11 protein-coding genes are annotated in these 23278 nt (G+C 71.5%); 7 read left to right on the plus strand and 4 right to left on the minus strand.

Annotated elements, in window-relative coordinates; translation table 11 throughout:
- Positions 1-11 precede the first annotated feature (11 nt).
- The 4 genes from OCJ37_RS14895 to OCJ37_RS14910 form a co-directional block, all read right to left on the minus strand.
- Positions 12-236 (minus strand): hypothetical protein, encoded by a 225-nt coding sequence (locus tag OCJ37_RS14895; RefSeq protein WP_263110502.1) that lies wholly within the window; start codon positions 234-236, stop codon positions 12-14.
- Complete coding sequence (locus OCJ37_RS14900) at positions 233-8920, minus strand: glycoside hydrolase family 94 protein (RefSeq protein WP_263110503.1); 8688 nt, start codon at positions 8918-8920, stop codon at positions 233-235. The genes OCJ37_RS14895 and OCJ37_RS14900 overlap by 4 nt, the downstream gene beginning before the upstream one ends.
- 436 nt (positions 8921-9356) lie before the next feature.
- Positions 9357-10100, minus strand: coding sequence for a FadR/GntR family transcriptional regulator (locus OCJ37_RS14905; RefSeq protein WP_263110504.1), 744 nt, complete (start codon positions 10098-10100; stop codon positions 9357-9359).
- Positions 10101-10205: 105 nt separating this feature from the next.
- Positions 10206-13097, minus strand: a complete 2892-nt coding sequence (locus OCJ37_RS14910) for a TonB-dependent receptor (protein WP_263113698.1) — start codon at positions 13095-13097, stop codon at positions 10206-10208.
- Positions 13098-13427: 330 nt separating this feature from the next.
- Here OCJ37_RS14910 and OCJ37_RS14915 point away from each other — a divergent pair, with 330 nt between their 5' ends.
- The 7 genes from OCJ37_RS14915 to OCJ37_RS14945 all read left to right on the plus strand — a co-directional run bounded on the left by OCJ37_RS14915 (position 13428) and on the right by OCJ37_RS14945 (position 23075).
- Positions 13428-15623: a polysaccharide lyase 6 family protein gene (locus OCJ37_RS14915; protein WP_263110505.1), complete on the plus strand. Its 2196-nt coding sequence runs from the start codon at positions 13428-13430 to the stop codon at positions 15621-15623.
- Entirely contained in the window at positions 15620-17863 is a 2244-nt protein-coding gene (locus tag OCJ37_RS14920) for an oligoalginate lyase (protein WP_263110506.1), read from the plus strand. Before OCJ37_RS14915 ends, OCJ37_RS14920 begins: the two co-directional genes overlap by 4 nt.
- A gap of 59 nt (positions 17864-17922) precedes the next feature.
- Complete coding sequence (locus tag OCJ37_RS14925) at positions 17923-19176, plus strand: MFS transporter (RefSeq protein WP_263113699.1); 1254 nt, start codon at positions 17923-17925, stop codon at positions 19174-19176.
- Positions 19177-19221: 45 nt separating this feature from the next.
- Positions 19222-19974 carry an SDR family NAD(P)-dependent oxidoreductase gene (locus OCJ37_RS14930; RefSeq protein ID WP_263110507.1) on the plus strand — a complete coding sequence of 251 codons (753 nt, stop codon included), beginning with the start codon at positions 19222-19224 and terminating at the stop codon, positions 19972-19974.
- A gap of 151 nt (positions 19975-20125) precedes the next feature.
- On the plus strand, positions 20126-21265 hold the full coding sequence (locus tag OCJ37_RS14935; protein ID WP_263113700.1) for an SGNH/GDSL hydrolase family protein: 1140 nt from the start codon (positions 20126-20128) through the stop codon (positions 21263-21265).
- Positions 21262-22374 carry a sugar kinase gene (locus OCJ37_RS14940; RefSeq protein ID WP_263110508.1) on the plus strand — a complete coding sequence of 371 codons (1113 nt, stop codon included), beginning with the start codon at positions 21262-21264 and terminating at the stop codon, positions 22372-22374. The genes OCJ37_RS14935 and OCJ37_RS14940 overlap by 4 nt, the downstream gene beginning before the upstream one ends.
- A gap of 398 nt (positions 22375-22772) precedes the next feature.
- A complete protein-coding gene (locus OCJ37_RS14945; protein ID WP_263110509.1) occupies positions 22773-23075 on the plus strand; it encodes a hypothetical protein in 303 nt (100 codons plus the stop codon).
- Positions 23076-23278: the final 203 nt, after the last annotated feature.

Raw genomic sequence — 23278 nt, forward strand, 5'->3', positions numbered from 1 at the left:
TAGGAAGGCGTTCAGCGAGCCAGCATGCGCGCGTCGATCGCCTCGCTGGCGAGCATCTTCGCCAGCGCCCGCCGCGCCTGCGCGCGATCGCGCGGATCGGCCTCGTCCAGTACCTCCTGCGCCAGCACGCTGAACTGCGGCCAGAATTCGGCGGGATGGCGCAGGTGCGCGCACCATTCCGGCAGCATCCGCGCCAGATGCGCCAGCGCCGCCTGGGTCTGCGCGTGCGTGTTCATGCCGGCGCGCGCGGCTGTCGCCATTGCACGCGATGCGCGCGGCCGTCGTCGACCAGCGCGATCCGCGCGTCCTGCTGGCGCACGTCGTCCACGAACAGGCCGGCGCCCTGCGCGGCATCGCCGGCCTGATCGGCGGCGTACTGCACCAGTTCGATGTGGTATGCGCTGCCGCCATGACGGTAATGCAGCCGGCAACGCTCCCAGGCCGCCGGCAGGCACGGACGCAGGTGCAGGCTGTCGCCTTCGCGATGCAGGCCCAGCAGCGATTCGACCAGCAACCGGTACATCCAGCCGGCCGAGCCGGTGTACCAGGTCCAGCCGCCGCGTCCCACGTGCGGGGCCACGCCGTAGACGTCGGCGGCCAGCACGTAGGGCTCGACCTTGTAGCGTTCGCTGGCTGCCGCATCCAGGCTGTGCCGGATCGGGTTGATCATCCGCGCCAGCTCCCAGGCGCGCTCGCCGTCGCCGAGGCGGGCGAAGGCCATCGCCGCCCACACCGCCGCGTGCGTGTATTGCCCGCCGTTCTCGCGCACGCCCGGCACGTAGCCGCGGATGTAGCCGGGATCGTGTTCGATGCGGTCGAACGGCGGGTCCAGCAATTGGATCAGGCCGGCGTCGCGCTTGACCAGGTGCCGGTCCAGCGCCGCCATCGCCTGCCGCGCGCGCGCCGGCGCGGCCGCGCCGGACAGCACCGACCAGCTCTGCGAGATCGAGTCGATGCGGCATTCGGCGTTGTCCGCCGAGCCCAGCGCGGTGCCGTCGTCGAACCATGCGCGCCGGTACCAGTCGCCGTCCCAGGCGTGCGCTTCCAGGTTGCCGCGCAGCGCCTGCGCGGCCGCGTCGCATTCGTCGGCGAAGGCGGCATCGTCGCGCCCGCGCGCCACCGTCGCGAACTGCTGCAGCCCGTGGAACAGGAAGAAGCCCAGCCACACGCTCTCGCCCTTGCCGCCCTCGCCCACCCGGTTCATGCCGTCGTTCCAGTCGCCGGTGCCGATCAGCGGCAGGCCGCGCTCGCCGAGCAGGGCCATGCCGCGGCGCAGCGCCTGCACGCAGTGTGCGTACAGCGATCCGTGCTGCTGCGACGGCGCCGGCAGGTCGTAGTACGACTCCTCGTCGGCGCCGACGCTGCGGCCTTCGATGTAGCGCACGTCCTCGTCGAGCACGCTGCGGTCGGCGGTGACCTGCAGGTAGCGGCACGCCGCCAGCGGCAGCCACAGGTAGTCGTCCGAGCAGCGCGTGCGCACGCCGCGGTCCTGCGGCGGATGCCACCAGTGCAGCACGTCGCCCTGCGGGAACTGGTGCGCGGCGCTGGCCAGCAGGTGCTCGCGCGCCAGCGCCGGGGTGGCGTGGACCAGCGCCATCATGTCCTGCAGCTGGTCGCGGAAGCCGAACGCGCCGCCGGACTGGTAGTAGCCGCTGCGCGCCAGGTAGCGGCAGGCCAGGGTCTGGTACGGCAGCCAGCCGTTGACCAGCAGGTCCACGCTGGGATCGGGGGTCTGCACCTGCAGGCCGCCGAGCAGTTGCCGCCAATGGATGCGCACCGCGTCCAGCGCGTCGTGCGCGGCATCGCGGCCGCGCATGCGCCGCGCCAGCTCCACCGCGGCGTCGTGGTCCTTGCCGGCGCCGAGCCGGAACACGGTCTCGCACGCGGCGCCGGCGGCCAGCGCCAGCGGCACCTGCAGCGCCGCGCATGGGTCCATCCCGGCGCCCAGGCGTCCGGACAGGCGCTCGCGGCGCAGCGCCTGCGGGTCGGCCATGTCGCCGTTGCGGCCGAGGAATTCGGCGCGGTCGCCGGTGCAGCTGCGCGCGGCCGCGTCCACGTCGAAGAACGCGGTGCGCGCGGCGAATTCGGCGTTGTACGGGTTGTGCGCCAGCAACGCGCCGTGCGCGCCGTCCTGCGCGGTGACCACGTGCATCTGCGACTTCACCCGCAGGTCGCCCAGCACCCATTCCACGTAGCCGGTCGCCGACAGGCGCCGGCTGCGCCCGGACAGGTTGCGCAGCTTCAGCACCGAGAACTTCACCGCCTCGTGCAGCGCCACGTACACCCACAGCTCGCTGGCGATGCCGTCCTGCACGTGTTCGTAGACGCTGTAGCCGAAGCCGTGGCGGGTGCGGTAGTCGCCGGCGCCGCGGCGCGGCAGCGGTTGCGGCGACCACACCCGGCCGCTGTCCTCGTCGCGCAGGTAGAACGCTTCGCCGCAGGTGTCGGCGACCGGGTCGTTGTGCCATGGCGACAGGCGGAACTCATGCGCGTTCTCGAACCAGGTGTAGCCGGCGGCGCTCTCGCTGAGCACCGTGCCCAGCTGCGCGTTGGCCAGCACGTTGGACCACGGCGCCGGGGTCGGCGCGCCCTCGCGCAGCGCGATCTGGTATTCGCGGCCGTCGGCGGCGAAGGCGCCGGTGCCGTTGTCGAACAGCACCTCGGCCTGCGCCGGTGCGAACGGCCACGGGTCCTCGCGCACCTCGCCGGTGGCGGCCGGCGCCGGCGCGTGTTCCTGCGCCTCGGCCATCGCGGCGGCCGGCAGCGGCACCAGTTCCGGCATCCCGCGCGGCGGCGGCAGGTGCCGGCCGATCTGCGCGGCCAGGGTGCCGCGCTGGTCGCTGACGATGACCCGCGCCACCACCTGCAGCAGGATGCGGTCCTCCTGCGAGATGTTCTGCACCGGGCGCACGAAGATGCCGCCTGGGCGCTCCAGCACGCTGGCGTCCGGATCGGCCGCGATCATGCCCAGGATCTGCTCCTGCAGCTGTTGCCGGTAGCCGCTCTGGCTCTCGTTCCAGATCACCAGGTCCGCATGCAGGCCCTTGAGCCGCCAGTAGGCGTGCGCCTGCACCATCTGCCGCACCAGCTCGATGTTGTCGGCATCGCCGATCTGCAGCAGCGCGATCGGCAGGTCGCCGGAGATCGCATGGCCCCACAGCCCGGACTGGCCGCGCCGGTTCTGCAGCAGCAGGTCGCTGTCGGCGCGCAGCGAGGGATTCACGTACACCATCAGCCCGGCCAGGCGCTCGTACAGCTGCGCGTCGGCCTGCGAGGCGTTGATCTGGCGGCGCACCACCTGGCTGTGGGTCCAGGCCAGGTCGAACACGCGGTCGGCCAGGCGCCGGTCGCGGTACTTGTCGATCAGCGCGGTGCATGCGGCGCGGTCGCCGCCGACGCCATAGACGATGTCGATCATCGCAGTCTGCTCCGGCGCCAGCACGATCCGGCAGCGGATCGCGACCACCGGGTCGAGCACCGAGCCGGCGCTGTCGGACAGCGCCACGTCGTGGCTCAGCGCGCGCGGCGTGCGCGCGCTGTTGCCGCGGCCGAGGAAACGCGCGCGGTCGGTCTCGTAGGAAATCGCGCCGATGTGCGCGTCGTGCACCGCCACCAGGTGGAACATCCACGGCGCGACCTCGTCGTGCGCGCGGGTGCGGCGCGTGCACAGCAGCGCCTGCTTGTCGCGGGCGATCTCGGTCTGCACGAACAGGTTGCTGAAGGCCGGGTGCAGTTCGTCGGCGATGGCCGGCGCCAGCACCACTTCGGCATAGGTGGTGATCTCGATGGTGCGCGGCTGCCGCGAGCGGTTGCTGACCCGCAGCCGGCGCAGTTCGATGTCGTCCTCGGCGGAGATCGCCACTTCCATGTGCGTGTCGAAGCCGCGCTTGCGCCCGCGGAACTCGGCCTTGGCGTCGGAGAAGATCGCCTCGTAGTGGTCCACCGCCACCGCGGTGGGCTGGTAGGCGGCCGACCAGTAGTCGCCGCTGTCCACGTCGCGCAGGTAGCAGAAGCTGCCCCAGTGGTCGCGGGTGCCGTCCTCGCGCCAGCGGGTGATGGCCATGTCGCGCAGGCGGCTGTAGCCACCGCCGGCGCTGGTCAGCAGGCCGTGGTAGCGGCCGTTGGAGAGCAGTTGCACGCCCGGCCGCGGCGCGCCGGGATCGCGGAACACGCGCAGCTGGGTCTCCTCCTCGCGCGCGTCCTGGGCGCTGCGCGCGGCGCCGTCGGCTTCCTGCGGATGGAACACGCCCACGCGCGGAATCCGCTCCTGCAGCAGCAGCAAGGTGGCCTGGAACTCGGCGTCGGCGGCGAAGCGCTTCTGCATCGGCTGCTCGCGCAGCAGATGGTCCAGCGCCAGCAGGCCCATGCCCTGGTGGTGCGCCATGTACGAGCGGATCAGCGCGAAGGTCTGGCCGGGCGGCACCCGGCCGGGGGTGTAGTCGATCGCCTCGTGCAGGCCGAAGCGGCCGCCGAAACCCGCTTCGGCCAGCCGCTGCAGGTTGGCGCAGGCCGCGTCCGGGGCCACCATCAGCGCCATCATGCTCGCGTACGGCGCGATCACCAGGTCCTCGCCGAGGCCGCGCTTGAGGCCCAGGCCGGGCACGCCGAAGGCGCGGTACTGGTAGTTCATCCGCGCATCGACCGCGTTGTAGCCGGACTCGGACACGCCCCACGGCACCGCGTGCCGCGCGCCGTGCGCGATCTGCGCGTTGACCGCATGCACGGCCGTCTGGTCGAGCAGGGTGTCGGCGTAGCTGGGCATCACCAGCTGCGGCATCAGGTACTCGAACATCGACCCGGTCCACGACAGCAGCGTTGCCTCGCCGTCGACCTCGGTGAGCTGGCGGCCGAGCGCGAACCAGCTTTCCTGCGGCAGCTGGCCCTGGGCGATGGCGACGAAGCTGCACAGCCGCGCCTCCGAGGCCAGCAGGTCGTAGTAGCCCTGGTCCAGGCGCCGCTCGTCGACGTTGTAGCCGATCGCCAGCAGCCGCCGCGCCGGGTCGTAGAGGAAGCCGTATTCCATCAGCGACAGCTGCCCGGCGATATGCGCCAGGCGCTCGAGCTGGTGGATGCGTGCGCGGGCGCGTTCGGCGGCCGCGGCGTCGCGGGTCTGCGCGGCCAGTGCGCGCAGCGTCGGCAGCGGCGTCTGTGCGGACGTCGCCTCGTCATCGGCGTCGGTGTCGGCCGCCAGCGCCCACGGCGCGAACCCGCGCAGTTCGTCCTGCGCGGCGTGGCACGCGGCGAGCAAGGCCTGCGGCCAGTGCGGCGCCAGCGCATCGGCGCAGCGGCCCGCGGTCGGCAGCGGCGGCGGCCAGTGTTCGGCGATCGCCTGCGCCTGCGCGGCCAGCGCGCACAGCGCGTGCCAGGCCTGCGCCAGCGTCTGCGGCGGGGCCGCGCGCAACGCATCCAGGCGCAGCTCGGCCTCCTGCAGCGCCGGCTGCAACGCGGCCGCGGCCGGGCTCTCGTGCGCGGCCTCGCGCAGCACGCCCAGCGTGTCGGCCAGCCCGTCGAAGGTGGCGGCCGCCAGCAGCGGCGCATCGCACAGCGCCAGCAGGCCCTGGCGCAGGGTCAGCAGATGCCCGGCGAGGTTGCCGCTGTCCACCGTCGACAGATAGGCCGGCGGCAGCGGCTGCAAGGTCTCGGTGTCGTACCAGTTGTAGAAATGGCCGCGGTGGCGCGGCAGCGTCTCCATCGTCGCCAGGGTCAGCCGGGTGCGCTCGATCACCCCGCCCGGCTGCAGGTAGCCCAGGTCGTAGGCGGCCAGGTTGCCGAGCAGGGCCAGGCCGATGTTGGTCGGCGAGGTGCGGCGCGCCACCACCAGTTGCGGATGCTCCTGCACGTTGTCCGGCGGCAGCCAATGGTCCTGCGCGCGCATGTGCACTTCGAAGAACGCCCAGGTGCGGCGCGCCAGCCGGCCGAGGAAGGCGCGCTGCGGCGGCGCCAGCTGCGCGCGGCGCGGCGCGGCGGCATGCCCCATCCAGGCCATCAGCGCCGGCGCAGCGATCCACAGCGCCAGCACCGGCGCGGCCACCCACAGCGCCTGCGGCTGCCGCCAGGCCAGCAGTCCCAGCAGCGCCAGCGCGCACAGCGCCGCTGGCGCCATGCCGCCGAGTTCGGCCGCGTTGCCGCGGCCGAGGCGCCGCGCCACGTCGCCGGACGCGTGCCATTGCAGCAGGCGCCGGCGGCTGACCAGCATGCGCCACAGCGTGCGCACGATCGCCAGCGCGGCGTAGCCGGCCTCGTACGGCAGGCATGCCAGCGCCACCAGCGCGCGCTGCAGTTGCGTCGCCAGGGCCTTGACCAGCGTGCCCAGGTGCATGCGCCAGGCCATGTCCAGCGGCTTGGCGACCAGGTTGTGCAGTGCCGGCACCACGATCGGCAGGACGAACAGGCCCAGCAGCCAGGCGCTCCACGCCGCCGGCCGCGGCACCCACAGCCAGCCGATCGCCAGCAGCGCGGTGACGGCCAGCGGCACCAGGCTGCGGCGCAGGTTGTCCAGCAGCTTGCCGCGCGACAGCGCCGACAGCGGATTGCGCCGGTAGCGGCCGGCGGCATCGGGCACCCACGGCAGCAGCCACGGCAACAGTTGCCAGTCGCCGCGGATCCAGCGCGCGCGGCGCTGCACGTCGGCCGCGTAGCGCGCCGGGTAGTCCTCGAACAGGCGTACGTCGCTGACCAGCCCGGCGCGCGCGTAGCAGCCCTCCAGCAGGTCGTGGCTGAGGATGCGGTTGTCCGGCAGGCGGCCGTCCAGCGCCTGCTCGAACGCATCCACGTCGTAGATGCCCTTGCCGACGAACGAGCCTTCGCCGAACAGGTCCTGGTACACGTCGGACACGGTGCGCGTGTACGGGTCGATGCCCGGCTCGCTGCCGAACAGGCGCGCGTAGCGGGTGATGCGGTGGCCGCTCATGCTGCTGCCCACGCTTGGCTGCAGGATGCCGTAGCCGCGGGTGACGCGGCCCAGGACCGGATCGATGCGCGCGCGGTTCAGCGGATGCGCCAGGGTCGCGACGAACTCGCGCGCCGCATCGCGCGGCAGCCGCGTGTCCGCGTCCAGGGTGATCACGTAGCGCACCTGCGCCAGCAACGCGACCGCGCCGATCAGCGTGCTGAAATCGGCGTCGGCGGCGCCGCCGCGCAGCAGCCGGTTCAACGCCGCCAGCTTGCCGCGCTTGCGCTCGTGGCCGATCCAGGCGCGCTCGCCGGGATTCCACCGCCGCGGCCGGTGCAGCAGGAAGAACCGGTCGCCGCGTTCGGGCGCATAGCGCTGGTTGAGGCGCGCGATGTGCTGCGCGGCGTGGTCGAGCAGCGCCGCGTCGCCGGGCAGCGTCGCCTGCGCGGCGTCCAGGAAGTCGGTGAGCAGCGCGAAATGCAGTTGCGCGTCGCGGTTGGCCAGGAACCGCACCTCCAGCGCCTCGGCCAGTTCGTCGATGGTGGCCGCGTCGCTGAGCATGCTCGGCACCACCACCAGGGTGCGCGCGCCCGCCGGCAGGCCCTTGGCGAAGTCCATCCGCGGCAGCGTGCGCGGCGCCACCAGCAGCGTCGCCATCCAGTTGACCAGCGCCACGCCCAGCTCGCTGAAGGCCAGCGCGCCCAGCAGCGCGGTGGTCGCCCACAGCCACGCCGGCACCAGGGGCAGCGCCTGCAGCTGGCCGAGCAGGATCCAGCTGCCTATGCCGGCGATCGCCGCGATCGGCAACAGATAGGCCGGCAGCGGCAGCGTGCGCCGCGCCATGGCCGGGCGGCGGCGCGCGCGCGGCAGGGCCGCGATCGCCGCCGGCAGCGCGCGCTGGCCGTCGTCGACCAGGTAGTAGCCGACGTGGCGCAGGTCGTCGCTGGCGCCGGCCTGCGCCAGGCCCAGCACGCACGCGGCCACCGCCTCCTCGCCGGCGCCGCTGCGCCGCGCCAGCAGTTCGACGGCGTGCCGGTAGCTGTCGCGGGTCTGGAAATCCATCTGCGCGTAGGTGCCGTGCGGATCCTGGCGCAGCTGCGCTTCCACCGCGCTCAACGCTTCGACGAAATCGCGCCAGTCCATCGTCGCCAGGAAACGCAGGCTGGCGATGCTGTTGCTGATCGAGACCTGGTCGGCGGCCTGTTGCTGGCTTTCGGCGTGCACCATCGCGTCGATGCGCTGGCCGCCGTCGGCCAGCCACTGCTCGACCCAGGTCACCGGCATCGCCAGCACCCCGCCGCGCCCGTGCAGCCCGCGCACCAGCTCGGCGACGAACGCGCCGGACAGCGGCGGTTGCGAGCGCGCCATGTCCGCGACCACCAGCACCACGCTCTTGGGCTCCTGCACGGCGGTGGTGTTGAGCCGGTCGGCCCATTCGCTGGCCAGGCGGTGGTCGATGCCGTCGCGCATCACCCGCGCCGCGACCCGGCGCAGGTTCTCCAGCAGGCCCAGACGCAGCATGATCGGGATCGCCCACAGCTCGCCCAGCATCAGCGGCGTCACCGTCTGGTAGGCGGCGATGAAACGGCTGGCCATGTCGGCATCGATGCGGCCGTCGCCGTGCGCGATCGCGTCCATCGACAAGGCATAGACGCGCGGCAATCCGGCCGAAGCGCCTTGCGCCAGCGCCGGCAGCTGGCGGCTGTAGCCGGCGGGCAGATGCCGCCGTGCGATCAGGATCTGCTCTTCGACCAGGTAGAAGTTGTCCAGCAGCCACTCGCCGGCCGGGGTGACGCGGATGCCGTCGCGGACCATCGCCGCGAGCATCGCCAGGGCGTCGCGCAACACGTCCTCGTTCTGCTTCAGCCGCGCCAGCAGCACCTCGGGGCTGCGCCCGCCGCGCACCCGGTGGGTGCGCGCCAGCGCCTCGCCGTGCGCGGCCATCTGTTCGGCGCTGAGCAGTTGCGCGCGCAGCGGCTCTTCGGCCGGGGGCGGCGTGCGGCCGCGCTGCAGGAACCGCGCGCGCATGCCGGAAAGGCCGCGCCGATAAGGGAGCAGCCGTCTACGCAACGCACGCCAGGGGGACGCCATGATGATCCAGAGGAGCCACAGGGCCCGCTTGGCGCCACATGTAGCAGCCGCCGGCAGCGCCAGGCGTGAATGCGCAACCGCATTGCCTGCCGTGCCGGACTGGCATGGCGGCGCTATGCGGGGCGCAGGCGCGCTGCGGCTGACGCTGCGGCCTGCGCCCCGCGCGCGGACGCCGTGCGCATCTCGTTGCGTGCGCCATCGCCGGGCACCGCACTGCGCCGGCAATGCGGCGCGATTGCGCAGCGTTCAGGCGCCGCGGATGGCGGCCTGGGTCGAAGCGAAGGCGGACGACGGCGGGAATGGGGCTTGCGCCTCCCCGCACGAGCGGCGCGCGCGACACGCCCGCAACGGCGCTGCGGCCGCGGCGGCGCGCTCAGATCCGCGTGGTCGCCAGGAAGCGTTCGCGGTCCTGCTGGGTGCGGCGGCGGATCTCGGCCAGGGCCTGGCTCTCGGTGGCTTCCAGCATCGACTCGAACAGGCGCTGGAAGTGGTTGCGCATCGCGTTGCGCGAGGCGGCCGGATCGCGCGTCTTCAGCGCCTCCAGGATCGCGGCGTGCTCGTCGGTGCGGGTCGCATCGTCCTGGTGGCAGACGTGCGCGTACACCTGGCGCACCCGCGGCAGTTCGTTGCGCATGCGCCAGATCAGGTGGATGCAGTATTCCACCACCGGATTGCCGGACAGCCGCGCGATGGCCAGGTGGAAGCGGCGGTCGTACTCGCCGGCCATCTCCTCGGTGGTGGTCGGGTCGGACATCGCCGTCACCAGGGTCTGCAGTTCCTCGATGTCGGCATCGGTCAGGCGCCCGGCGGCCAGCGCCGCGGCTTCGGCCTCGATCACCGTGCGCGCGGCGGTCAGGTCGAATGCGCTGACGTCGGGCAATGCGCCCTGCGCGTCGATCGGGCGCGGCCGCACGTACACGCCCGAGCCGGTCTTGATCGCGATCCAGCCCTGCGCCTCCAGCGCGATCTCGGCCTCGCGGATGGTCACCCGGCTGACCCCGAACCGCTCGGCCAGATCGCGCTCGCCCGGCAGCCGCGAACCGGTCGGGAATTCGCCCGATTCGATCAGCGACAGGATCTTTGCGGCGATGGACTGGTAGAGGCGGCTTTCGGACATTCGCGCTAAGGACCCGTCTGGTGAATTCCACAGCGGCGCCGGGACGACGCGCCGGCGCCTGCTGCGGCTCGAAAAACGGCGCGGCCGGGGGCCGCGCCGCTGCGTTCAGAACTTGTATCGTACACCGAAATATGCGCGCCGCCCGTAGCTCACGTACTCGCGGAAGTTGCCGTAGACAGGCTGGGATGCGACGCGCGGTTCGTTGGTCAGGTTCATCAGCTCCAGCGACAGCGACAGGTTCTTGCTGACCCGGTAGCGGGCGCGGAAATCCACGCTGGTGTTGTCGTCGTAGTAGCGGTTCTGCTGCGCGGTGTTGCCGGTGAAGTCCTGGTAGTACTTGGAGCGGTACTTGCCGATCGCCTGCATGTCGAAGCGGCCCAGTTCCCAGTACAGCGAGCCGGACAGCACGTGCCGCGAGAAGCCGCTGAGCCCGGCCGGGGCCACGATCGCCGGGACCACCGTGCCGGTGACCGCATCGACCTGCTCGCCCAGGCGCGGGTCCTGGGTCTCGTAGTCGGTGTCGGCGTAGTTGTAGCTGAGCTTGAAGCCCAGCCCGTCCAGCGGCTTGGGCAGGTAGGAGAAGCGGTGCGCGGCGCTGAGCTCGAAGCCGGTCAGCGTGCTCTTCTTGTCGGTGGTCACCTGCCGCGGCACCGCCACGGTGGCGCTGCGCCCGTCGACCACGAAGGTCTCGTCGAACAGCACGGTCTCGGTGCCGCCGTTGAACTGCTTCCAGTACACCGCGCCGGCCAGCATGCTGTCCTCGTTCGGGTACCATTCCAGCGACACGTCGCCGTTCCACGACATCAGCGGCTTGGTCTCGGGATTGCCGGTGGCGGTGATGCCGGCCAGCGCTTCCTCCAGGCTGGTGAAGTTCTCGGTGCCGGTGAGGTTGACGTTGCGGCCCGAGCCCAGCGCGGCGATGTCCGGACGCGACATGGCGCGGTAGCCGGCCACCCGCAGCAGCAGGTGGTCGCGCAGTTCGAACGCGGCATTGGCGCTGGGCAGCAGCTTGTCGTTGCCGGCCTTGGCGACCAGGGTCTGGTAGGTGCCGGTGGGCTGCAGGCGCAGGGTGCCGGCGCCGTTGTCGATCAGGTCCAGGTCGGCGCGCACGCCTTCCGAACGCACGTCGGTCTTGACCCAGCGCACGCCCAGGTTGCCCGACACCGGCAGGCCGAACAGCTCGCTGCGGAAGTCGGCCATCAGGAACAGCGCCTTGGTCTTCTCCACCACGTCGACGTTGTTGGGATCGCGGTAGTTCGGGTCCACCCCGGTGTCGCTGCTGCCGCGGAACGCCTCGTACAGGCAGGACGGGTCGAAGTAGGCCCAGCTGGAGATGGTGTTGCCGCTGGCCGCGTCGAGGAAATCGTCCTGCGGGAACGGCGCGCGGCAGGCCCGGTTGGCGGCGATGATCTGGGTGCGCCCGGCGCCGCTGGCGGCGATGTCGGTGGTGATGGTGTTGTCGAAGTAGCTGTAGTCGGCCTGGCTGGCGCGCAGGCCGAAGGTGATCTTGGTCAGCAGCCCGTCCTCGGGCAAGTAGCTGACGTCGAAGCGGCCGGCGCGGATGCGGTGATCGTTCTTCTCTTCTTCAGAGGTGACCCGCGCCGCGCCGGTGTAGGCGTCCCAGTCGTTGACGTCGAACGCCGGGTCCAGCGCGATGCTCGGCACGTCGCCCGCGTTTTCCCAGTCGTAGTTGACGTAGCCGGTGGCGCCGCTGGTGATGCCCGGCACCACCGCGTTGTTCACGTCGCGGGCATTGGCGCGCAGCCGGGTCATGCGCTGGGTGTCCTCGCGCACGGTGTGCGAATAGGACAGGTCGGTGGCGATCTCCCAGGCCACGCTCGGGCGCAGGATGATGTTGAGGCCGCCGCCGGTGTATTCCTCGTTGCGGTCGTACAGGGTCGAGGTGGAGTCGATCGAGGTGTTGCCGGAATAGCGGCGCAGCACGCCGTTGTCGTCGACCTCGCGATTGACAATGCCGCGGCGGGTGTTGGACAGGCTCAGGTCCGAGCGCTTCTCGTGCCAGTTGCGGTCGGTGTGTTCGTAGTCGACGTTGACCTCGAGCAGGTCGTTGGGCTTCCACTGCACCGCGGCGAACTCGGACTGGCGGTCGTTGCGCTCCTGCTTGAGCCGGTAGATGCGGCTGCTCGGCACCAGGTAGTACGGCGCGCCGTTGGCGATGGCGTCGGCGCCGACCTCGGCGCAGTTGGCGTTGCGCACGTTCTGGGTGGCGTCGCAGGCGTACCAGGTCGAGCCGCTGGTCATGCTCTCTTCCGGATCGGTGCCGTCCAGCGCCTGCAGGCCGATCGATATGCCGAGCTTGCCGCCGTTGGCGAACTCGAACTGGTCGATGTAGCTGGCGGTACCGCGCCAGCCGATGCCGTCCTTGTCGCGGTACTTGCTGTCGTACTCGGCCCAGCTGCCGCGCCCGTCGAGCTGGATCGCCTGCTTGCCGTAGTCCAGCGGCTTGACCGTCTCCAGGCCGATGGTGCCGGCGACGCCGCCTTCGATCAGGTCGGCGCGCTGGGTCTTGTAGATGGCCACGGTGTTGATCAGTTCGGCCGGGAACATGTTGAAGTTCACCGAGCGGTCGCCGCTGCCGTTGGTGATCTCGCGGCCGTTGAACTGGGTGCTGCTGAGGAACGCGCCCAGGCCGCGGATGGAGATTTCCGACGCGCCGGTCTTGTCGCGGGTGGAGGCCGCGCCGGTCAGCGTCTCGATCGCATCGGCCAGCGACGGCGCCGGCAGGTCGCCGATGTCCTCGGCCGACAGCACGTCGGAGATCACCGTTTCGTCGCGCTTCTTGTTGATCGAGGACTGGATCGAACCACGGATGCCGGTGACCTGCACCTGGTCCAGCGTGGTCGCCCCGCCCGCCGGCGGTTGTGCCGGCGCCGCCGCTGCAGTGGCCTCGGCCTGCGCCGCCGGCGCCTCCTGTGCCCAGGCCGCGCCGCTGGTCAACGATGCCGCGATGGCGCAGGCCAGGGCGCTGCGCAGCATGCGCGCGCCGGCGCGTCCGGCGGACAGGGCCGAATAAGGGTGCCGCATGGTCTCTCCTCCCAAGGTTGGACACCGTAGGGACTACGGCTTGGGAGCGGAGCCTTTCACCCGTCACCGACCAATGTCAACAAATTGGTAGAAATATCTGCGCAGGCCAATTGGTACGTACGATTGATCTCAATTTATGTGCGTTTGCAGCACGATTTATGCGCCAACCTGTCTATCCGGATTAGCTAATTTTGGTATGCAAATCTGGTTGACGAGTGTTCGACCTCTGCTACCATCCGGCCACAGCAGCGCCGCCGCGGCGCGCATCCAAGGAGGCAATCCATGGCACCGAGCACGTCGTGCAACCGCTTCGCGCTGCTGTTCCTCGCCCTCGCCGCCGGCCAGGCCGCCGCCGCCGACATCCTGGTCAGCACCCCGGCCGAATACCGCGCCGCCACCGGCGCCTTGCAACCCGGCGACAACGTGATCCTGGCCAACGGCGAATGGCGCGATTTCCAGATCGTGTTCAGCGGCAAGGGCAGCGCCGCGCAGCCGATCCAGCTGCGCGCGCAGACCCCGGGCCAGGTCATCATCACCGGCCAGTCCAATCTGCGCATGGCTGGCGAGTACCTGGTGGTCAGCGACCTGGTGTTCCGCGACGGCTACAGCCCGACCGAGGCGGTGCTGTCCTACCGCGTCTCCAGCAAGGAACGCGCGCGCCACAGCCGCATCACCCGGGTGGTGGTCGACCGCTTCAACCAGCCCGAGCGCAGCCGCTCGGACAACTGGGTGGCCATGTACGACAGCCACAACCGCTTCGACCACAACCAGCTGGTCGGCAAGACCAACGCCGGCCCGACCATGGTCGTGGTCCGCGACACCGTGCAGGGCCTGGACAACCGCCACCGCATCGACCACAACTGGTTCGGGCCGCGCCCGAACCTGGGCGCCAACGGCGGCGAGACGCTGCGCATCGGCACCAGCAACGACGCCACGTCCGATTCCAACTCGCTGGTGGAGAACAACTGGTTCGAAGGCTGCGACGGCGAAGTGGAGGTGGTGTCCAACAAGTCCGGCGGCAATACCTACCGCGGCAACGTGTTCAAGCGCTCGCGCGGGGCGCTGGTGCTGCGCCACGGCGACGGCAACCTGGTCGAGAACAACGTGTTCTTCGGCGACGGCAAGGACGACACCGGCGGCATCCGCGTCATCAACCGCCGGCAGACGGTGCGCAACAACTACCTGGAAGGGCTGGCCGGCGACGGCTATTCCTCGGCGCTGAGCATCATGTACGGCGTACCGAATTCGCCGGCCAACCGCTACGTGCAGGTGCAGGAAGCGCTGATCGAGCACAACACCTTCGTCGCCAGCAAGCAGCTGTTCTTCGGCGCCGGCAAGGACGACGAGCGCACCGCCGCGCCGATCGACAGCGATTTCGCGCAGAACCTGATCGTCGCCGAGCGCGACCCGGTGCGCGTGCTCGGCGACCTGTCCGGCATCGCCTTTGCCGGCAACCTGCAGAGCCCGTCCGCCTCGCCGCTGCTGCCCGGCGGCGTGGCCGGGCGCACGCTGACGATGACCCGCGCGGCGACCGGCCTGCTGGTCGCGGCCGATGCCGGCGGCGCCGGCGCCGATCCGGCGCTGAGCTACGTTCCGCGCGAGGACGTCGGCGTGGCCTGGTACGCGAAGGAGACGGTGCCGGTCGCGCTGGACAGCGGCCGCCGCCAGCGCGTGCGGCCGGGCAACGACACCCTGGCCGACGCGGTGGCCGCCGCCGGCGCCGGCGATCGCCTGCAACTGGATGCCGGCCGCTACCAGGTGGACCAGGTGCTGGCGCTGCGCCACCCGCTCAGCGTCGAAGGCCCGGCGCGCGGCCAGGCGCAGATCGCGTTCTCGCGTTCCACCCTGTTCCAGATCGAGGCCGGCGGCGCGCTGAAGCTGGCGCGGCTGCAGATCGACGGCAGCGCCGCGCCAGACGAAGTGGGCAATGCGGTGATCCGCGCCGCCCCCGGTTCCAACGCCGCCAACTACGACCTGATCGTCGAGGACAGCCGCATCCACGGCCTCACCTCCAACCGCGGCTTCGACGTGATCGCGCTGGGCAAGGGCACCCTGGCCGAGCGCATCGCGCTGCGCCGGGTGGTGGTGGAAGACGTTTCCGGCGCGGTGCTGTCGGCGCGCGCGGAGACCAACGACCGCGGCACCTACAACGCCGAGCGCGTGGAGATCGCCGACTCGCAGTTCCGCCGCATCGGCGGGCCGGCGGTGGACCTGTACCGCGGCGGCCGCGACGAGAGTACCTTCGGCCCGGTGCTGACCATCAGCGGCTCGCGCTTCGAGCGCGTCGGCGGCGCCGCGGCGCCGTCGCTGCGCCTGCACGGCGTGCAGCGCACCTTCCTGCGCGACAACCAGTTCGTCGACAGCGCCGCGGTCAGTACCACCCGCACCACCGGCACGCCGCAGCTGATCGCCACCCGCAACCAATTCCTCGGCACCCCGGCACTGCCGGCCGATGCCGGCGCGGAGCCCTTGCTATGACCCGATCCAACCGCCTGATGCTGCTGGTGCTGGCCGCCGCCAGCAGCGCCCCCGCCGCCTGGGCCGCGCCTGCCGCGCCGCCTGCGGCGCCAGCGGCCAGCGGCACCGTCGCCGGCGACGCCGCCCCGGTGCTGGTTACCGCCGCGCAATGGCGGCAGATGGCCAGCGACGGTGCGCGCTACCCGCTGTTCGCGCGCGAGCAGGCCCGCGCCGAGGCGAGCCTGCGCAAGGCGATGCAGGCCGGCATCGACGTGCCGTTGCCGAAGGACCCCGGCGGCGGCGCCAGCCACGAGCAGCACAAGCGCAACTACCAGGCGATCCAGGCCGCCGGCGCGCTGTACCGGCTCACCGGCAACCGCGCCTACGCCGACTACGCGCGCGACCTGCTGCTGGCCTACGCCAGGCTGTACCCGACCCTGGGCGCGCATCCGGCCGGGCGCGGCCAGGTGCCGGGCCGGCTGTTCTGGCAATCGCTCAACGACTCGGTGTGGCTGGTCTACGCCGCGCAGGGCTACGACGCGATCCGCGACAGCCTCGCGCCCGCCGAACGCAGGACCGTCGACGAGCAGGTGTTCCGGCGCATGGCGCATTTCCTGTGCGACGAGAGCCCGGACAACTTCGACAAGATCCACAACCACGCCACCTGGGCGGTGGCCGCGGTCGGCATGACCGGCTACGTGCTGCGCGACCAGACGCTGGTGGACAAGGCGCTGCGCGGCAGCAAGCAGGACGGCAGCGCCGGTTTCCTCAAGCAGATCGACCAGTTGTTCTCGCCCGACGGCTACTACGCCGAAGGCCCCTACTACCAACGCTACGCGCTGGCGCCGTTCGTGCTGTTCGCCAATGCGATCGAGCGCAACCAGCCGCAGCAGAAGATCTTCCAGCGCCGCGACGGGGTGCTGCTGAAGGCGGTGGATACGCTGGTGCAGAGCAGCTACGCCGGCTACTTCTTCCCGCTCAACGACGCGATCCTGGACAAGGGCCTGGACACCGAGGAACTGGTCGCCGGGCTCGGCATCGCCTACGCGCAGACCCGCGACGCGCGGCTGCTGTCGATCGCGCAGCGCCAGCAGCGCGTACTGCTGACCCCCGAGGGCCTGGGCGTGGCCACGGCGCTGGCGCAGGACAAGGCCAAGCCGTTCGCGTTCCGCTCCGCGCTGCTGCGCGACGGCGCCGACGGCGCGCACGGCGCGCTGGCGATCCTGCGCGCCGGCGGCGAGGACGGCCAGACCCTGGTGATGAAGAACACCTCGCAGGGCATGGGCCACGGCCACTTCGACAAGTTGAACTGGCTGTTCTACGACAACGGCCAGCGCGTGGTCACCGACTACGGCGCGGCGCGCTTCCTCAACGTGGAGGCCAAGTCCGGCGGCATCTACCTGCCGGAGAACACCAGCTGGGCCAAGACCACGGTGGCGCACAACACGCTGGTGGTGAACGAGCGCAGCCACTTCGACGGCGACTGGCGCGTGGGCGAGGAACACGCGCCGACGCCGCTGCTGTTCGCCCACGACCAGGACACCCAGATCGTGTCCGCGCGCATGGACCACGCCTACGAAGGCGTCAGCTTCACCCGCACCCAGGCGCTGCTGACCCATCCGGAGCTGGGCCTGCCGATCGTGATCGACCTGCTGCGCGTGCACGGCGCCAAGCCGGCGCGCTACGACCTGCCGCTGCATTTCAACGGCCACATCATGCAGGTCGGCTTCGACGCCAAGCGCGCGCTGGCCGAGCGCCCGGTGCTGGGCAAGGCCAACGGCTACCAACACCTGTGGGTGGACGCGAGCAGCGAGCCGTCGGCGGCGCCGCGCAGCCTGAGCTGGCTGCTGGACGGGCGCTTCTACAGCTACCGCTTCGGCAGCAGCGCGCCGTCGCGCGCGATCCTGGCCGAGAGCGGCGCCAACGATCCGCAGTTCAACCTGCGCCGCGAGCCGATGCTGCTGCAGCGCGTGGACGGCCAGGCCGACGTGAGCTTCTTCGGCGTGCTGGAACCGCATGGCGAATACAACGGCACCGCCGAATACGTGCACGGCGCCGACAGCCGCATCCGCGACATCGCCCGCGTGCGCGGCGACGACGCCGAGGTGATCGTGCTGACCCTGGCCTCGGGCAAGACCCTGGCGCTGGCGGTGGCCGACGATGCCGCCGACGGCCGCGAGCACAGCGTGCAGCTGCAAGGCCAGCGCTATGCCTGGCGCGGCGGCTATGCGCGCTTCGACCGCGCCGCGGGTGGCAAGTGAGCGCCGCCCCCTCCCCCGCCGGCAAGGCGCCCGCGCGCAAGCGCAGCGCGGTGCGCTGGATGATCGTGGGCCTGATCGCGGTGGCCACGGTCATCAACTACATCGACCGCAACGCGCTGGCGGTGATGTGGCCGGCGATCTCGCAGGACATCGGCGCGACCAAGGAAGACTACGCGCTGTTGGTGACGATCTTCATGCTGTTCTACGCGGCCGGGCAGTTCGTGTTCGGGCGCCTGTTCGACATCATCGGCACGCGCATGGGCTTCGCGCTGTCCATCGCGGTGTGGTCGATCTCGATCGCGCTGCATGCGGTGACCCACTCGATCACGTCCTTCAGCATCGTGCGGGCGATGCTCGGCATCAGCGAGGCCGGCGCCTGGCCGGGCGCGGTCAAGGCCAACGCCGAATGGTTCCCGGCGCGCGAGCGCGCGCTGGCGCAAGGCATCTTCAACGCCGGCGCCTCGATCGGCGCGATCGTGTCGGCGCCGCTGATCGCGCTGCTGTTCCTGTGGCTGGGCTGGAAAGGCACCTTCGTGCTGGTCGGCACGCTCGGCTTCGTGTGGCTGCTGCCGTGGCTGGTGATCTACCGCGCCGGCCCGGACAGGCATCCGTGGGTGGACGCGGCCGAGCGCGCGCTGATCCTGGACGCGCCCGCCGACGGCAGCGTGTCGGACAAGCCCGCCTACCTGCCCAGCCTGCGCCAGATCATGTCGCACCGGCAGAGTTGGGGCATCGTGCTGGCGCGCTTCTTCATCGACCCGATCTGGTGGCTGTTCGTGTCGTGGCTGCCGATCTACCTGGCCGAGACCTTCCATTTCGACATCAAGCAGATCGGCGCGTTCGCCTGGGTGCCGTTCGTCGGCGCGATGCTCGGCAGCCTGTCCGGCGGCTGGCTGTCGGGCCGGCTGATCGCCGCGGGCTGGAGCGTGGACCGCGCGCGCAAATGGACCATCACCCTGGGCGGGGCGATCATGGCCCCGGCGCTGCTCGGCGCGGTGCTCGCCGCCGATCCGACCATCGCGGTGCTGACCATCGCCGCGGTGCTGTTCGGCTTCCAGATCGCGATCGGCAACATCCAGACCCTGCCCGGCGACCTGTTCGACGGCAAGTCGGTCGGCTCGCTGGCCGGCATCGGCGGCATGGCCGCGGTCGCCGGCACGCTGATCACCACCTGGCTGGTGCCGGTGATGACCGCCCACTCCTACGCGCCGATGTTCATCCTGGTCGCCGCGCTGGTGCCGGCCTCGCTGGCCGCGCTGTGGCTGGTCACCGGCCGCATCCACAAGCTCGACGCCCACCCCGCGCGCGACTGATCGCGCTCCTCTTTCCGTTCCCCCCACAACAAGGACTCATCGCTCATGCAATTCAAAGACAAGGTGGCCATCGTCACCGGTGGCGGCCGCGACATCGGCCGCGAAGTGTCGCTGAAGCTGGCCGCGGCCGGCGCCAAGGTGTGCATCAACTACGCCAACGACGCGGCCAGCGCCGAGGAAACGCTGCGCCAGATCCAGGCCGCCGGCGGCCAGGCGATCGTGCACCGCGCCGATGCCGCCGACGCGCAGGGCGTGGCGGGACTGGTCGCGGCGACGCAGCAGGCGTTCGGCCAGCGCATCGACATCCTGGTCAACGTCGCCGGCGGCATGGTCGCGCGCAAGCCGCTGGCCGACATCGACGAAGCCTTCTTCCACCAGGTGATGGACCTCAACCTCAAGTCGGTGTACCTGACCACCCAGGCGGTGGCCCCGCACATGGCCGAAGGCGGCGCGATCGTCAACTTCGCCTCGCTGGCCGGGCGCGACGGCGGCGGTCCGGGCGCGGCGATCTACGCCACCGCCAAGGCCGCGGTGATGACCTTCTCGCGGGCCATGGCCAAGGAACTGGGACCGCGCGGCATCCGCGTCAACGCGCTGTGCTGCGGCATGATCGCCACCCGCTTCCACGACGACTTCACCAAGCCGGAAGTGCGCGCCTTCGTCGCCAACGCCACCCCGCTGCGCCGCGAAGGCCGCGCCGCCGAAGCCGCCGATGCGGCGGTGTACCTGGCCTCGGATGCGGCCAGCTTCATCAACGGCGCCAACCTCGACGTCAACGGCGGCGTGTATTTTTCCTGACCCCAGCGCGTAGGAGCACGTCATGTTCGGTAGCAGCCTGCCGCGCGCAAGCCGGCCACACACGGATCGGCCCGCCGGCATGCGGGCATCGCAGCGCGCGCCCAGACGCAGCCCGCTGCGGCGATGGATCGCCGCGGCTGCGCTGGCGTGGATGCTGGCCACCCCGGCATTGGCGCAACCGGCGCAGCACTGGGTGCCGGCCTGGACCGCGTCGCCGGCGCCGGACCGGCTCGACGGCACGCCCGAGGCGCCGCTGCAGTTCGCCGACCAGACCGTGCGCCAGGACATGCGCCTGGGCATCGCCGCGCAGGCGCTGCGCTTTCGCATCAGCAACGAACTCGGCGCGCAGCCCTTGAAGATCGGCGCGGCGTCGGCGCGCATCGCCGGCAGCGGCCAGCCGGCGCTGCCGGTGCTGTTCGACGGCCGCGCCGAGATCGTCCTGCCGCCCGGCGCGGTGTTGCTCAGCGACCCGGTAGCGCTGCGCGCGCCGGCCTTCGCCGACGTGGCGCTGAGCCTGTACTTCCCCGAGCCGACCCGCCCGGCGGTGCGGCGCACGCCGCTGCGCGTGGCCGCCGGCAAGGCCGAGGTGGGCGACCAGGTCGCGCTGAGCTACCGCCAGAACGTGGTGTCGGCGGTGTACGCCGAAACCGCGCAGCAGCCGGCCGTGGTGGTGGCGCTGGGCGATTCGATCACCGAGGGCGCCACCGCCAGCCGCGGCAGCCACGGCGACTGGCCGGCGCTGCTGGCCAGGCGCCTGGACCAGGCCTGCCCCGGGCGCGTGGTGGTGCTCAACGCCGGCATCAGCGGCAACAAGCTGCTCGACCAGGGCCGCAGCCCCAGCGCGATCGCGCGCCTGGACCGCGACGTGCTGTCGCTGCCCGGGGTCACCCACGTGGTGCTGTTCGAGGGCATCAACGACATCCGCCACAACGGCGCGCCCAACTTCGTGCCCGGCCGCAACGCCGAGGACATGCGGCTGGGCTACCGGCAGATCGTCGCGCGGCTGCAGCAGCACGGCATCGCCACCATCGGCGCGACGCTGACCCCGTTCGGCGCATCCGAACGCTACGAACCGGTCTCCGCCGCCACCCGCCAGGCGGTGAACGCCTTCATCCGCGACGGCAAGGCGTTCTCCGCGGTGATCGATTTCGACGCGACCCTGCGCATGCCCGACAACCCCGAATCGCTGCCGGCCGCGATCACCCGCGACCACCTGCACCCCAACGACGCGGGCTACGCGCGCATGGCCGACGCCATCGACCTGTCGCTGTTCGGCTGCAAGGCCCGATGAGCGCGGCGCCGGCCGATCCCGCCTTCGCCGCCCTGCCCGCCCCGCGCCGCTGGGATTGCGCGGCGCTGGGCGAGGTGATGCTGCGATTCGACCCGGGCGAGGAGCGCATCCGCGCCGCGCGCCGGTTCCGCGTGTGGGAAGGCGGCGGCGAGTACAACGTCGCGCGCGGCCTGCGCAAGACCTTCGGCCGCTCCAGCGTCGCGCTGACCGCGCTGCCGCGCAACGAACTGGGCCTGCTCGCCGAGGACCTGATCCTGCAGGGCGGCTGCGACACCGCGCACCTGGTATGGCGCGACTACGACGGCATCGGCCGCAACACGCGCATGGGCCTGAACTTCACCGAGCGCGGCTTCGGCGTGCGCGCCGCGCTGGGCGTGTCCGACCGCGCGTATTCGGCCGCCGCGCAGCTGCGCCCGGAGGAGTTCGACTGGCCGGCGCTGTTCGGCGACGACGGCGCACGCTGGCTGCACACCGGCGGCATCTTCGCCGCGCTGTCCGAAACCACCGCGCAGACCGCGATCGCCGCGGTGCAGGCCGCGCGCCGCCACGGCGCACTGGTGTCCTACGACCTGAACTACCGCGCCAGCCTGTGGAACAGCCATCCCGACCCGGACGCGGCGCGCCAGGTCAACCAGCGCATCGTCGCCGAATGCGACCTGCTGATCGGCGACGAGTATTCCTTCGCCGGCTGCCTGGGCCTGGACATGCACGGCGTCGGCCAGCGCAGCACGCCGATGGACCCGGCCCCGGCCGAGGCCGCCGCGCGGCTGGCGCTGCAGCGCTATCCGCAGCTGCAGGCGGTGGCGTTCCCGCTGCGCGATGCGCACTCGGCCTCGCGCAACCACTGGGCCGGCGTGCTGCACACACGCCAGGCCAGCTACCGCTCGGTCGCACGCGAGCTGGACATCCTCGACCGCGTCGGCGGCGGCGACGCCTTCGTCTCCGGCCTGATCCACGGCCTGCTGTGCGGCGCCGGCCCGCAGGCGGCGATCGACTGTGCCGCCGCGCACGGTGCGCTGGCGATGACCACGCCGGGCGATAACGCAATGGTCGCGCAGGCCGAAGTGGAAGCGCTGATGCGCGGCGAAGGCGCGGCGGCGCGGCGCTGACCGCGGGCGCCGGGCGCCCGTGCCCGCGCAGGCATGCCGCTGCGCGCCATTCCAGTTCCCGGCGCGGCACGATCGCGGAGATCGCCGGCGAGTCCAGGTCGAATGCAGCCGGCTGCGCCTGCATGGATTGAGGATCGGGATTCGGGATTGGCAAATGCGTTGAGCGTTGGCTATCCACGTTTTGCGTGGCGCCGGCCGCGGATGTCGAATCCCGGCTGCACCAGCGGCCGCGCTCCGTTAGGCTGTCGGTCAACGCAACCACGCTCGCTGTCGATGAGTTCGCAATACGTCCAGACCCTCCGCTGCGCGATCGCAGTGCTACCACGCCCTCCGCGTCGCCTCGCACGACGCGCGGGCGCCGGCCGCAACGCGACCGGAACCGGCGAACGGGCCGGGCGATGACCGGGACCGTGTTGGACGTGCTGGACCATGCGCCGCACGACTGGTATCTGCTGCGCTCGGCCGAGGACTACTTTCTCGACCTGAACTGCAGTGCGTCATGGCTGGGCTATTCGCTGCTGTTCCGGCTCGACGCCGGCGAACGCGCCGACGTGCTGGCCGGCGGACACGCCGCCTGCAATGCGCTGGCCGAACGCCTGCGCGGCACCGCCTCGCCCGGCCATCCGCGCGATCTCTCCCGCGAGTATGGCGACGCGGTGCTCGACGCCATCGCCCGCTGGCGCAAGGGCGTCGAAGCGTAGCGCCTGACGCGCATGTGCCGGTGGCGATGCTTGGCCACCACGCATTCTCCCGACGCCAGCGCCGCGCACCGGGTCGGTGAACCGCCGCTGCTCTTGCGGACCTGGTGCACACGATCCAGGAAACCAGCGCCGTCGGGGCCCGCATGGTCGCGACGACCCGGCGATGCGACAGCCTCGGCGCCATACCGGCATCGGCCCACGCC

Source organism: Xanthomonas sp. AM6 (assembly GCF_025665335.1).
Taxonomy (GTDB): domain Bacteria; phylum Pseudomonadota; class Gammaproteobacteria; order Xanthomonadales; family Xanthomonadaceae; genus Xanthomonas_A.